At 63.6% G+C, this 12938-nt stretch carries 9 protein-coding genes; 6 read left to right on the forward strand and 3 right to left on the reverse strand.

From position 1 onward, the window contains the following. Positions 1 to 121: 121 nt before the first annotated feature. The 6 genes from IFO71_RS11565 (at position 122) to IFO71_RS11590 (ending at position 10786) form a co-directional block, all read left to right on the forward strand. Entirely contained in the window at positions 122 to 1432 is a 1311-nt protein-coding gene (locus IFO71_RS11565) for a hypothetical protein (RefSeq protein WP_192029794.1), read from the forward strand. A 642-nt stretch (positions 1433 to 2074) separates the two neighbouring features. Beyond that, positions 2075 to 3958: a tRNA uridine-5-carboxymethylaminomethyl(34) synthesis enzyme MnmG gene (gene mnmG / locus IFO71_RS11570; RefSeq protein WP_192029795.1), complete on the forward strand. Its 1884-nt coding sequence runs from the start codon at positions 2075 to 2077 to the stop codon at positions 3956 to 3958. A 106-nt stretch (positions 3959 to 4064) separates the two neighbouring features. Continuing rightward, positions 4065 to 4694 (forward strand): DUF2062 domain-containing protein, encoded by a 630-nt coding sequence (locus tag IFO71_RS11575; RefSeq protein WP_192029796.1) that lies wholly within the window; start codon positions 4065 to 4067, stop codon positions 4692 to 4694. Between the two features lie 141 nt (positions 4695 to 4835). Further along, entirely contained in the window at positions 4836 to 8027 is a 3192-nt protein-coding gene (putA, locus tag IFO71_RS11580; protein WP_425502890.1) for a bifunctional proline dehydrogenase/L-glutamate gamma-semialdehyde dehydrogenase PutA, read from the forward strand. 21 nt (positions 8028 to 8048) lie between these two features. Next, positions 8049 to 8444, forward strand: a complete 396-nt coding sequence (locus IFO71_RS11585) for a VOC family protein (protein ID WP_192029797.1) — start codon at positions 8049 to 8051, stop codon at positions 8442 to 8444. Positions 8445 to 8554: 110 nt separating this feature from the next. Then, positions 8555 to 10786 (forward strand): endonuclease, encoded by a 2232-nt coding sequence (locus tag IFO71_RS11590; protein ID WP_192029798.1) that lies wholly within the window; start codon positions 8555 to 8557, stop codon positions 10784 to 10786. Between the two features lie 187 nt (positions 10787 to 10973). On the opposite strand, the gene IFO71_RS11595 is transcribed toward IFO71_RS11590, so the two are convergent. The 3 genes from IFO71_RS11595 to IFO71_RS21855 all read right to left on the reverse strand — a co-directional run. Beyond that, a complete protein-coding gene (locus IFO71_RS11595) occupies positions 10974 to 11516 on the reverse strand; it encodes a phosphatase PAP2 family protein (RefSeq protein ID WP_225444571.1) in 543 nt (180 codons plus the stop codon). After that, entirely contained in the window at positions 11513 to 12655 is a 1143-nt protein-coding gene (locus IFO71_RS11600) for a glycosyltransferase family 4 protein (protein ID WP_192029799.1), read from the reverse strand. Before IFO71_RS11600 ends, IFO71_RS11595 begins: the two co-directional genes overlap by 4 nt. A gap of 13 nt (positions 12656 to 12668) precedes the next feature. Then, the coding region (locus IFO71_RS21855; protein ID WP_225444572.1) for a hypothetical protein at positions 12669 to 12938 on the reverse strand (270 nt) is incomplete at its 5' end.

Raw genomic sequence — 12938 nt, forward strand, 5'->3', positions numbered from 1 at the left:
AATCAACAGCGCAACCGGCGCTGAATCAGTCGCCCGATTGGCGACGAGTTCACAGCGGATTTATCCCCGGACCGCCGTGCTGCCGTAAGCTGGGCAGAGCCCGATGGCGGGGAGCAAAGCTATGTTGCGTGCAATCTTGGTCCTGATGGTGACGATCTTCCTGGGTGGCTGTGCGACCCAGCAATACCGCTATTACGGTGCGGATTCCTACCGTCGCGGTGATCCCGGATGGCAGGCAGTAGAGCCGCTGGAGTACAGCGATGCTGGCTACGTCGATGGCGGTTATCGATTCGGGGTGAACTACTACGACTACCCGGACTGGGTTGACTACCCCTACTACTACTCCCTGTTCTGGAGTTTCAATCGGGCCTGGGTCGATCCGTTCTGGCACCCGCACTTCTATTACGGTGTCACCTGGTATCCACGGAACTACTTCAGCGTCACCTATCGTTATTTCCCCAGCTACCGTTACCACTACGGTCGTCCGTTCTACGCCTATCTCAGCTACTCGCCGTATCGCTACGCCTGGGTCGATTACTACTACGACTGGTATCCGTGGTACGCGCATTACCCCCACTACTCGCACCGCTACTATGCGCCGCGCTATGGCAATTCGCGCAATGAGGCAGAGCGTCTGGCACGTCTGCACGGACTGACCCGCGACGCGCGCTACAGTCGCAATCCGCAGCGCTACCACAGCGGCAGTTGGGATCAGACGCAAAGCCGCCGTGCGGTCGACGCTCAGCGCCAATCGGTGCGCGGCGCCGATCGTTACGGTGAGACCAGTCGTCGACGTGATCCCGCGGTCAGTGGTTTTCAGCGCGGTGTCAGCGCCGGTGAGTCCGCGTATGGTGATCGCAACGCTCGCAGCGCCAGCTACGGTGAGGCCAGTTCGTCGCGCCGTGAAGCACGTGAATTTTCGCCGCAGCGCCAGGTCGACTCATCGCGCGCGCCGATGGCCAGCCGCGAAGCCGCGGCCTCCGGTCGAACCTCTCGAATCAACGAGCCGCGCGTTCAATCTCCTCCGGCGCGCGACGCTAGCCAGCGCGGCATTCCCTATCCGGATCGTTCGTCCAGCGGCACTCTGCCGCAGACGACGCCCCGCTACAGTTCGACGCCACCGGCTGACAGTTTCAATCGCTCACGGCAGTACGCTCCGCGCAGCACCGAGCGCAGTCGCGAGGCCACCGGCTATAGTCCGCCGCGTGAGCCAATCCGCTACAACGCGCCGGCCGCGCCGGCACCGAGCTACAGCCCGCCGCCGCGGGTCGACTTTGGCGCTGGCCGGGCCGACGGTGGTCGCGGTGCAGAACGCAGCGCACCGCGTATCGAGCGCAGCGAACCGGCGCCGCGGTCGGAGCCGGTCGAGCGCGTTGATCGCGGACGCGGTTCGCGCGCCGAAGCGGGTCGATTTGGTGATCGCGAGGACTAGCTAAACGTGCGCGGTCTCGCAGATCTGCCAGCCTGATCGACGTAAGGTGCAGGGCAGGGCGTACGGTGTACACTGCCTGCCCGAACACGTCGGCATTTGACCTGCCGCGACCAGTATCGACTGACGCTTCAGGTCATCCCGGTTCCGGCGCCCGGATCAAGGTCATCTGGATACCCCCTGTTCTAGCGACCCCCCGGGCGCCGGTCCTTTCCGGGCCGGCGACGCACGAGGCTGCGACGTGGTAGCTCGCTGGAAAAGGCCCTGCAGGCGGATAATCACGCCCGCGCGGCCGAGGGAGGCTGGCCGCGCGGACGTGGAGCGTCCCCGACTTGCACGACGACCGGCCCCTGTTCATTCCGGTCTGACGACGGTGCGCTTCGCCAAGGCGGGTGCAGGCAAGCAGGATGCAGGAAGCGTTCCAGGTCGGTTTACACTTGTCGGCATGAGCCTCGAGCAGCACAGTCATGCGACTGTACGGCGGCAGCGCCCGCGAGTCCGGGCCTGTACCGGACGGGTGGGACTTGAAGTCGAACAGGATGTTCAAACTTCAAGTTGCCAGGGTTAGTAGGGCCTGCCGTGAGACGGTCGCACGGCGCCGCCCGATCGAACTTCAAGCCGCAGATCAAGCAGAGCAAAGTCAAGATGAGCAGCAATCAGTTCGATGTCATTGTGGTGGGCGGCGGTCACAGCGGCACTGAGGCGGCGCTGGCCGCGGCCCGGGCCGGCGCGCGTACCTTGCTGTTAAGCCATAACATCGAAACGATCGGCGCGATGAGCTGCAACCCGGCCATCGGCGGTATCGGCAAGGGCCATCTTGTGAAGGAAATCGACGCCCTCGGCGGGGTGATGGCGCGGGCCGCCGATCGCGCCGGCATCCAGTGGCGTACCCTGAACGCCAGCAAGGGCCCAGCAGTGCGGGCGACCCGCTGCCAGGCCGACCGAGCCCTGTATCGGTCGGCGATCCGCCAGGCGGTGGAAACCCAGCCCAACCTGACCCTGTTTCAGGCCGCAGTCGATGATCTGCTGATCGAACAGGATCAGGTGCGGGGTGTCACCACTCAGCTGGGTCTACGCTTCCTGGCCGCCAATGTGGTACTCACCGCCGGTACCTTTCTGGCCGGCAAGATTCATGTCGGCCAGACCCAGTATGCCGGCGGCCGCGCCGGCGATCCGCCGGCCCTGGCCCTGGCCGAGAAGCTACGCGAGGGGCGTTTCCAGGTGTCGCGGCTGAAGACCGGCACGCCGCCGCGCATCGATGGCCGCACGCTGGATTACCGCGTGATGGAGGAACAACCCGGCGACGATCCGCGGCCGGTGTTTTCCTTTGTCGGCTCGCACGCCGATCAGCCGGCCCAGGTCAGCTGCTGGATCACCCATACCACCGAGCGCACCCACGAGATCATCCGCGGCGCCCTCGATCGTTCGCCGCTGTATTCGGGGCAGATCGAGGGCATCGGCCCGCGCTACTGCCCGTCGATCGAAGACAAGGTGGTGCGCTTTGCCGACAAGGCCTCGCACCAGATCTTTGTCGAGCCCGAAGGCCTGGATGTGGTGGAGATCTATCCCAATGGCATTTCCACCTCGCTGCCGTTTGATGTGCAACTCGACCTGGTGCACAGCATTCGCGGTTTTGAGCAGGCGCATATCACTCGGCCCGGCTATGCCATCGAGTACGACTTCTTTGATCCGCGTGGGCTGAAAGCCAGCCTCGAGACCAAGGCCGTCGCCGGCCTGTTCTTCGCCGGACAGATCAACGGAACCACCGGCTATGAGGAAGCCGCCGCCCAGGGCCTGATCGCCGGCCTCAATGCCGCGTTGCGCAGCCAAGGCCGCGAGGCCTGGAGTCCGCGTCGCGACCAGGCCTATATCGGTGTGCTGATCGATGATCTGATCACCCATGGCACCAATGAGCCCTACCGCATGTTCACCTCGCGTGCCGAGTACCGGCTGCAATTGCGCGAGGACAATGCCGATGCCCGCCTGACGCCCACCGGCCGCGAGTTCGGGCTGGTCGACGAGGCACGCTGGCAGCGCTTTGCCGCCAAGCGCGAGCAGGTCGAGCGGGAGTCGGCGCGACTGAAGGCGCTGTGGGCGACACCGGGCAATCAGCTCGGTCAAGCCATCGAGCGTCAGTTGGGCCTGAGCATCAGCCGTGAGACGCCGGTGCTGGATCTGTTGAAGCGACCCGAACTGCGCTACCAGCAGCTGCTGCAGATCGAGGCCCTGCAGCCGGGGGTCGACGATGCCGCGGTGATCGAGCAGATCGAAATCGGGGTGAAATACGCCGGCTACCTCAATCGACAGCAGGAAGAGATCGAACGCCTGCAACGCAATGAAGCCACCACCATCCCACTCGAGTTCGACTACCAAGCGGTGCGCGGGCTGTCGGCTGAGGTGTCGCAGAAGCTACAACGGGTGCGGCCGGAAACGATAGGCCAGGCGTTGCGCATTCCGGGCGTCACCCCGGCGGCGATCTCCCTGCTGCTGGTGCACCTGCGACGTCAGGCGCCGCGCAGTGCGGCCTGATGGACAAAGGGCCGATTGCGCCGACCGAAGGCCGGGCCGCTAGCGTCACGTTCATTCGTCCCAGGCTAAAGTGCCTGCCCCACCGCCCTAGCGCCAACTCGCACCGATGAGCGAGGAGTACGAACGCCATTTCCGCGAATTGCTGGCCCGCCGACGGCGCCTGCGCAAGCTGCTGCGGCCGTTGCCACGCCGTGCCAATGTGCGGCGCTATCCGGTCGTCAAGTGGTTTGCCGAAGCGGCACGCAAGCGGCCTTTCCTGTGGTCGTTGAAGCGCGAGAATGTGCTGCCGGCGCTGTATCTGGGCTCGATCGTTTCGCTTTGGCCCTTGTATGGTTTCCAATTGGTGGTGGCGGTGTTCGTCGCCCTTTACGCGCGGGCCAATCTGACCATCACCGTTGCCCTGCAATTCATCACCAACCCGCTGACCCTGATTCCGATTTATGGCTTCACCTATTGGGTCGGGCGCAAGGTGATGGGTTGGATGGGGGTGGACACCGAGTTTCCCAGCAAGCTGAGTTTCGAGAACATGGCCGAAGCCGGCTGGGACGTGCTGGCGGCGCTGTTCCTCGGCGGCCTGGTGGTTGGCCTGGGGGTGGCGCTGATCTGCGATGTCAGCTGGCGCCTGTTGTCCTGGGAAGCGCGGGTGTTCCGCAATCGGCTGGCAGCGCATCGTATTCGCAAGGAGCTGATGGAAGCGGCCGCCAAGGATCGCTCGGGTGGCGATCCGGCGCAGTAGGCCCAACACCGGGTTCCATCGTGCTCAAACAAACGTTCGCTTTCGGCGCTGGGCATCAACTTATGCAAGCCAGTTTGTCAGCGCTCAGCTCGAGGGGTGGCGCAAGCGGTAGCGCCACCCTACACTGAGGCCCCCGCGCGCATTCCGTGCGCGTTTTTGTTTGGCGAGCCGTCAGTGAGCGTCATTCTTACCAGCGAACTTCCGAAGGCTGATCCGCGCCGTGCGGCGATCACCGCCGCCTGGGCACGCGATGAGCGCGAGCATGTCAAATCCTTGTTGGCCGAATTGGGCGACGACCCGACCGAGCATGCCGCGGTGCAGCGCCTGGCCACCGGCCTGGTCGAACGGGTGCGGGTCAAGGCCGAAGATCAGGGCGCGATCGAAGCCTTTATGCGCCAGTACGATCTGTCTTCCGAGGAAGGCGTGCTGCTGATGTGCGTGGCCGAAGCCCTGCTGCGGATTCCCGATCAGGACACCGCCGACAAACTGATCCGCGACAAGCTCGGCGATGCCAACTGGAAAAAGCATCTTGGCGAGAGCGATTCACTGTTCGTCAATGCCTCGACCTGGGGTTTGATGCTGACCGGCAAGGTGGTCAACCTCAACGAAGAGACCCGGCACAATTTCACCGGCGCGCTGAAGCGTCTGGTCGGGCGCGCCGGTGAACCGGTGATCCGCCTGGCGGTGCGTCAGGCGATGCGCATCATGGGTCATCAGTTCGTCATGGGGCGCACCATTGCCGAGGCGCTGAAGCGTTCGAAGAAGGCCGACAACGCCAACTACCGCTACAGCTTCGACATGCTCGGCGAGGCCGCATTCACCGCCCGCGACGCGGCACGTTATCTGGAGGCCTATCGCAAGGCGATTCAGGCGATTGGTGCCAGCGGCCCTAACGGAACCTACGTCGGCAGTGATGTGTTCGCCGCGCCCAGCATCTCGGTGAAACTCTCGGCTTTGCATCCGCGCTACGAGATTGGCAAGCGCGCCCGCGTACACGCCGAACTGACCCCGAAGGTGCTGGAGCTGGCCCAGCTGGCGCGTGCCCAGGGCATCGGTTTCACCATCGATGCCGAAGAGGCCGATCGGCTTGAGCTCAGTCTCGACGTGATTGTCGGCGCCTACAGCGATGCCTCGTTGGCCGGTTGGCAGGGCTACGGTCTGGCGGTGCAGGCCTACCAGAAGCGCGCCCCCTATGTGCTCGATTATCTGGCGCAGAGCGCGCGCGAAGTCGGCCGGCGCATGCCGGTGCGTCTGGTCAAGGGCGCGTACTGGGATAGCGAAGTCAAGCGCGCGCAAGTCGATGGCTATGTGGGCTATCCAGTGTTCACCCGCAAGCCGAATACCGATGTCAGTTATCTGGCCTGCGCCAAGCGCATGCTGGCCGCGACCGACGCGTTTTACCCGATGTTCGCTACCCACAACGCCCACACCATTGCGGCCATACAGCGCATGGCCAATGGCAAGCCGTTCGAGTTCCAGCGCCTGCATGGCATGGGCAAGGATCTCTACGATGAGGTGGTGGCGAAAGACAAACTTGCCGTGCCCTGCCGCGTCTACGCGCCGGTCGGCAGCCACGAAGACCTGCTGCCGTACCTGGTACGCCGTCTGTTGGAAAACGGTGCCAACACCAGCTTCGTCAACAAGATCACCGATGAAAGTCTGAGCCCGGAACAACTGGTGGCCGACCCGGTGCGCACCGTGGCCGGCTTTGATTCCATTCCCCACCCAAAAATCCCGCAGCCGGTCGCCTTGTATGGCGACGGAAGGAAGAACTCCATGGGCATCAATCTTGCCAACGACAACGACCTGCGTGCACTGGCCGACAAGATCAATGCAGCGGTCAAGGAATGGAAGGCCGGTCCGCTGGTGCCCGGTGCCAAGACTGCGGGACTCATCGTCCCGGTCAGCTCGCCGGCGGATCGTCGCGTTAAGGTGGGTGAATGGCAGGCCGCTGACAGCGCTACCGTTGAGAAGGCGCTGGAAAACGCCGAAGCCGCACAGGGCGACTGGGATCGCCTGCCGGTGGCCTCACGCGCTGCCATCCTCGAACATGCCGCGGATCTGATGGAAGCGCGGATGCCCGAGTTCATGGCTCTGTGTACCCGCGAAGCCGGCAAGACCATGCTCGATGGCATCGCCGAAGTGCGCGAAGCGGTCGACTTTCTGCGCTACTACGCTCAGCAGGCACGGCGGCTGTTCGGCCATCCGGAGAAGCTGCCGGGGCCGACCGGTGAATCGAACGAGCTGTACCTGCACGGCCGCGGCGTATTCGTCTGCATCAGCCCGTGGAATTTCCCACTGGCCATTTTCGTCGGCCAGGTTGCCGCCGCCCTGGTCGCCGGCAACAGCGTGCTGGCCAAGCCCGCCGAGCAGACCACCCTGGTCGGCCATGCCGCAGTGAAGCTGCTGCATGAGGCCGGTGTGCCGGAAACGGTGCTGCAATACCTGCCGGGCGACGGCGCCACCGTTGGCGCCGCTTTGACCCGCGATCCGCGCATCTGTGGTGTGGCCTTTACCGGCTCGACCGAAACCGCCCGTGCGATCAATCGCGCCATGGCTGCGCGCGACGCCGCAATCGGTGTGCTGATCGCCGAAACCGGCGGCCAGAACGCGCTGATTGCCGATTCTTCCTCCCTGCCTGAACAGCTGGTTAAGGATGCGATAACCGCCGCGTTTGGTTCGGCCGGCCAGCGCTGCTCGGCGGCGCGCATCCTGTTCGTGCAGAAGGACATCGCTGACAAGGTCATCAGCATGTTGAGCGGCGCCATGGACGAGCTGAAGGTTGGCGATCCGGGGCTGCTGTCGACCGATGTTGGCCCGGTGATCGATGAGGATGCGCGGCAGATTCTGGTCAAGCACGCCGAACGGATGAACAAGGAAGCTCAGCTGATCAAGGAAGTGCAACTCAGTGATGAGTGTGCCGAAGGCACCTTCTTTGCACCGCGCGCCTATGAAATCGATTCATTGAGCCGCCTCACCCGCGAGGTGTTTGGTCCGATCCTGCACGTGATCCGCTTCGACGGCGACAAGCTCGACCAGGTGATCGACGCCATCAATGCCACTGGCTATGGCCTTACCCTGGGCATCCATTCGCGCATCGATGAAACCATCGAGCGGATCTCGCGCCGGGTCAAGGTGGGCAACTGCTACGTCAACCGCAATCAGATCGGTGCCGTGGTCGGGGTGCAACCGTTTGGTGGCGAAGGCCTGTCCGGCACCGGTCCGAAGGCCGGTGGCCCGCACTACCTGCTGCGCTTTGCCAACGAGCGCACCTTGACTATCAATACCACCGCAGCGGGCGGCAATGCCTCCTTGCTGACACTGGGCGACTGAGGTCGCCCGGCTGGCCTTGGCATGCAAAGCCTGGCCCACATAGCGCTGCTAGTGCGCGACTACGACGAAGCCATCCGCTTCTATGTCGACCTATTGGGCTTTGAATTGTTGCAAGACACGGAGCAACCACAGCAACACAAGCGCTGGGTGGTGGTGAAGCCGCCAGGCCCCGGTCCTGGCTGTTCGCTGCTCTTGGCGCGAGCAGTCGGCGACGTGCAGCTGGCCTGTGTCGGCAATCAGAGCGGTGGAAGAGTGTTCCTGTTCTTGCAGACCGATGACTTCGAACGCGACTATCGGCGTTATTGCGCGGCCGGGGTGCGCTTTGTCCGAGCCCCGGCCGAGCACGACTACGGCAAGGTGGCGGTGTTCGAGGATCTGTACGGCAATCGCTGGGACCTGCTGCAATATCGAAGCTGAACGCGGCAGCGATGGCCTGGCAAGGCTGACCGGCTATCGGACGTGACTTGGATACGTCACCGGAACCGACTAGACTCGCGCGCCCTCTTGTCTGAATCACGAGTAAACGCGTGCGCCTGCGTCTTCTAAGCCTTGCTCTGCTCTTATCCCTGCCGGGCTTTGCCCTCGCGCAAAGTGTTTCACTTGGCCAGTCGGTGGTCAGCGAATCCTTTGACAGCCTGACTGCCAGCGGCACCGGCAGCAGTTTGCCGAATGGCTGGTATGCGGCCGAAAACGGCAGCGTCGGTGCCGACTACAGCGCCGACAACGGCTCAGCCAACTCCGGCAGCGTCTACAGCTATGGCTCGACGGCCAGCAGCGAACGTGCCCTCGGTACCCTGGCCTCGAACAGCACCACGCCCTTGATCGGCGTGCAGATTCAGAACGACACCGGCGCCGTGCTGACCGAGTTTGGATTCGCCTTTCGCGGTGAACAGTGGCGCTTGGGCGCCACTGGACGGGCCGAGCAGCTCGGCGCCGAAATCAGCACCAATGCAACCTCACTGACCGATTCCGGCGCAACCTGGACGACATTGAGTGCATTGAGCTTCGTCGGACCCACCAGCAGCGGCACGGTCGGTGCCTTGGATGGCAATGCCAGCGCCAACCAGACCCAGATCAGTACCCAGGTCAGCGGCATCAGCGTGCCGGTCGGCGCCACCCTGTGGCTGCGCTGGGTCGATGTCAATGTCGGTGGCTCGGACGACGGTCTGGCCATTGACGACGTGGTCATCACTCCGCCCGGTGGCGGTGTCGACTTGCCCCCCGAGCTCAGCAGCAGCACGCCGACCAACGGTGCGATCGAGGTCGATCCTGCGGCCAATCTGGCCCTGCAATTCTCCGAACCGGTCACTCTCGGCGGTAGCGCCATCAGCCTCAGCTGCGCCAGCACGCCGCAGGCTTTCGTTGTCACCGGCGGATCACGCAACTACACGTTGAGTCCGACCAGCGCCCTGCCGTTCAGCAGCAGCTGTGAGTTGCACGTTGAGGCAAGCCAGGTCACCGATCAGGATGGCGATCCCGATCAAATGCAGAGCGACTACACGGCTGCTTTCACCACCGCCGACCCGCCGCCGGATCTGCCGCCGACGGTAGCCTCCACCCTGCCGACGGCAAATGCCGGCAACGTCGCTCTCAACAGCACGATCAGCATCGCCTTCAGTGAAGCGGTCAGTCTTGCCGACTCCTGGTTCGCCATCAGTTGCTCGGTGAGCAGCGCACATGGCGCGATAGTGAGCGGTGGACCGATCAGCTATGTGCTGACGCCCGATGCGGCCTTCGAGGAGTCGGAGACCTGTACCGTCACCGTGTTTGCTACCCAGGTGCAGGATCAGGACGGCACGCCCGACCTGATGGTGGCTAACTACGAGTTCAGTTTCGGCACCACCATCGATAGCAGCAACTACTACGCCAGCATCGATGCCAGCAGTCAGGCCAATCTGCGCAGTACCCTGCATGCGCGGATCCGCAATCACACCGCGTACCCCTACAGCGGCAGCGGCACCAGCACTTGGACCATCCTCGAGCAGGCCGAGCAGGATCCGGCCAATCCCGATCGCATTCTGGATGTGTATCGCAACTGCAGTTACGCCAAAGGCAGCGATCGCGACGGCCAGTCCGGCAGTGGCGCCAGCTGCACCGGCCAGAGCGGACTGAAGTTCAATCGCGAGCATAGCTGGCCGAACTCGCTGGGCTTTGGCAGCCAGACCGGCAGCCTGGGTCTGCCGAATGCGCCCTACACCGACACCCACATGCTGTTCCTCACCGACAAGAACTACAACGCCGATCGCGGCAACAAGCCATTTGACGACTGCCTGTCGGGCTGCAGCCAGAAGATCACCGCCAGCCACGGCAGCACCGGCGGTGGCGGCAGTGCGCATGGCGACAGCAACTGGGTGCGCAGCCCGGATGGCAATGCCGGCAGCTTCGAGGTGTGGGATCTGTACAAGGGTGACATCGCTCGCGCCATGTTCTACATGGATGTGCGCTACGAAGGCGGTAGTGATAGCAACGGACAATCCGAACCGGATCTGGTGCTGACCGACAATCGCTCGCTGATTCAGGCCACCAGCAGTTCACCCGCCTACATGGGCCTGCTTAGCACCTTGTTGGCCTGGCATCAGGCCGATCCACCCAGCGACCGCGAACGCGCCCGCAACGAGATCGTGTATTCCTATCAAGGCAACCGCAATCCGTTTGTTGATCATCCGGAATGGGTGGCCTGCCTGTTTCAGAATGTGTGTTCGGTGCCTTTGCCGAACGACGTATTCAACAACGGTTTCGAGAATCCGCCGGACCTTTGAGGGTTGCAAGGTGGGCCGTTCGACAGGCCGACCACAGCGCACGCGGGAAGGGCCATGGCTGGCCCTGCTCTGGGAGCGAGGGAAGACCGCGAACATATTGTCATCCAGTGAGAACTGCCCGAGAACCTTGCTGTGCCTGGGCTGGCGCTGTCTTTCGGCGCGACCTTATGAAATATCCGGGCTAAGTTCACCACCACAGCAGCGGCAGCAGACTGAGCGTCGACAGCGCGCTGCCGATCACTGCCGCGGCCAGCACGTCGCTGGGATAATGCAGGCCCAGCACCACCCGTGAGGCAGCGATCGCCAGGGTGAACGGCACCAGCAGCCAGGCCAGTTGCGGATACCAGGCCAGGGCTACGATGGTGAACGACACGGCGTGCAGGGTGTGACCCGAGGGAAAGCTGAATTCATCCAGCGCCGGCGTCAGCGCCGTGACCCTAGGCTCCGTCGCATAGGGTCTCGGTCGCTGAGTGTGGCGCTTGAGCTGCATGTACAGGCCGAGTGCCAACAGGCCGGTCAAGGCCATGTGTACCGAGGCGATCAGACCATGCAGCCCGTCGACCAGCGCCACCGCCACCATCAGCGCATACCAAAGTGGGCCATCGCCAAGCCGACTGACCACGACAATGCCGGGCGTCAAGGACGACTGTCGGGCCCAGCCATTGGCACGCAGTACCCAGGCCATGTCGCGACGCATCCAGTGGGCACGCTGCAGAATCGTCAGGTTCATGCCATCGCCTCCTCGAGCCGCGGAAGATCGCTCATCAGCTGCAAGAATTGCCGCGCCAACGAGCGTGGATCGGAGTCAGCCACGCGGCGCCGGGCCGCCTCGGCCAGTTGTTGGCGCAACTCGCTGTTGGCGGCAAGTCGGCAGGCCTGTTCGACAAAACCTGCCTCATCGTGCAGGGGCAGGGTGATGCCGCTCAGCTCGGACTCGATATAGGCCTTGGCTGCGCCGTAGTCGAAGGCGAGCAGAGATACACCGCTGGCCATCGCTTCCAAGGTGACATTGCCAAAGGTTTCGCTTTGGCTGGGAAACAGAAACAGATCGGCCGACGCATAGTGACGCGCCAGGTCCTCGCCGCGTTGCACGCCAGCGAACAGGAAATCCGGGTTGGCCTGTTGCAGGGCATGCCGTTCCGGGCCGTCGCCGACCATCACGCAGCGGGCTCTCGGCTGTTGTTGCTGAATCGCGCGAACGCTCTGCACCAGCAAGGGCAGGTTTTTCTCCGCGGCGATCCGGCCGACATGGATCACCACCGGCTCGGTTTCGGTGGCGCCCCACTCACGACGCAGGGCCGGGTCGCGGCGGCGTGGATCGAACAGTTGGCAATCGACCGCCCGGCCAAGTTCGTGCACGCGCTGAAAGCCGCGGTTGCTGAGAAAGCGACGCAGTTCGGCAGTCGGTACCAAGGTTGCCTGGGCGCGGTTGTGAAAGCGCCGCATCCAGCTCAGCGCCACGGGACTGAGCCAACCGAAACCGTAGCGCCGCATGTAGTCGTCGAAGCGTGTGTGCAAACCGGAAGCGACCGGAATGCCCAGCTCGCGTGCGATGCGCAAAGCCGACCAGCCGAGCGGACCCTCGGTGGCAACGTAGATCGCATCGGGGCGCTGTGCGCGCCAATGCTGCCGCAGCGCGCGTCCGGCCGGCAGACCGAAACGCAGGCCGGGATAGCGCGGTATCGGCAAGCCACCGACCAGCAACGCGTCTTCTGCTGCTTCCGGCGTCGCTGCATCGGCGCTTTGCCGCGGCCGTACCAGACTGACTCGATGACCATCCTGCTGCAGATGACGACGCAGATTGGCCACGGTAAGGGCGACCCCGTTCACTTCCGGTGGGTAGGTTTCGCTGACCATGGCCAAGTGCATGCAGGACATCTCTTCAGGAATGGCCTGAGCATGCGAGCCCGGCTTGGCAAACCGGTGACGACGCGATGACAGCGTGATGAAGCTCGCGGGTCAGCTGATTGCTCAACAGCGCTTCAATCTGAACTGTCGACCGCGCGGCAGTTTTGTTATCCCGGCCTAACAGCCTGTCGGACTTCGTCCCGCGAAACGCGATTTCGGTCGATCTTACCCAACGATCGATGGCGTCAGGTGGTTCTTCGATTCCGCAATCGGTCGGCCCTTCGCCGAATCGCTGAACGTGCTG

Origin of the sequence: Pseudomarimonas arenosa, assembly GCF_014841215.1 — a bacterium.
In the GTDB taxonomy this organism is placed as follows: domain Bacteria; phylum Pseudomonadota; class Gammaproteobacteria; order Xanthomonadales; family Xanthomonadaceae; genus Pseudomarimonas; species Pseudomarimonas arenosa.

Excerpts from the sequence above, each read along its gene's own strand:
- IFO71_RS11585 (WP_192029797.1), top strand. The coding sequence starts at position 8,049 with ATGCAAAGCCTGGCCCACATAGCGCTGCTAGTGCGCGACTACGACGAA.
- IFO71_RS11565 (WP_192029794.1), top strand. The coding sequence starts at position 122 with ATGTTGCGTGCAATCTTGGTCCTGATGGTGACGATCTTCCTGGGTGGC.
- IFO71_RS11600 (WP_192029799.1), bottom strand. The coding sequence starts at position 12,655 with ATGCACTTGGCCATGGTCAGCGAAACCTACCCACCGGAAGTGAACGGG.
- IFO71_RS11575 (WP_192029796.1), top strand. The coding sequence starts at position 4,065 with ATGAGCGAGGAGTACGAACGCCATTTCCGCGAATTGCTGGCCCGCCGA.
- IFO71_RS11595 (WP_225444571.1), bottom strand. The coding sequence starts at position 11,516 with ATGAACCTGACGATTCTGCAGCGTGCCCACTGGATGCGTCGCGACATG.
- mnmG (WP_192029795.1), top strand. The coding sequence starts at position 2,075 with ATGAGCAGCAATCAGTTCGATGTCATTGTGGTGGGCGGCGGTCACAGC.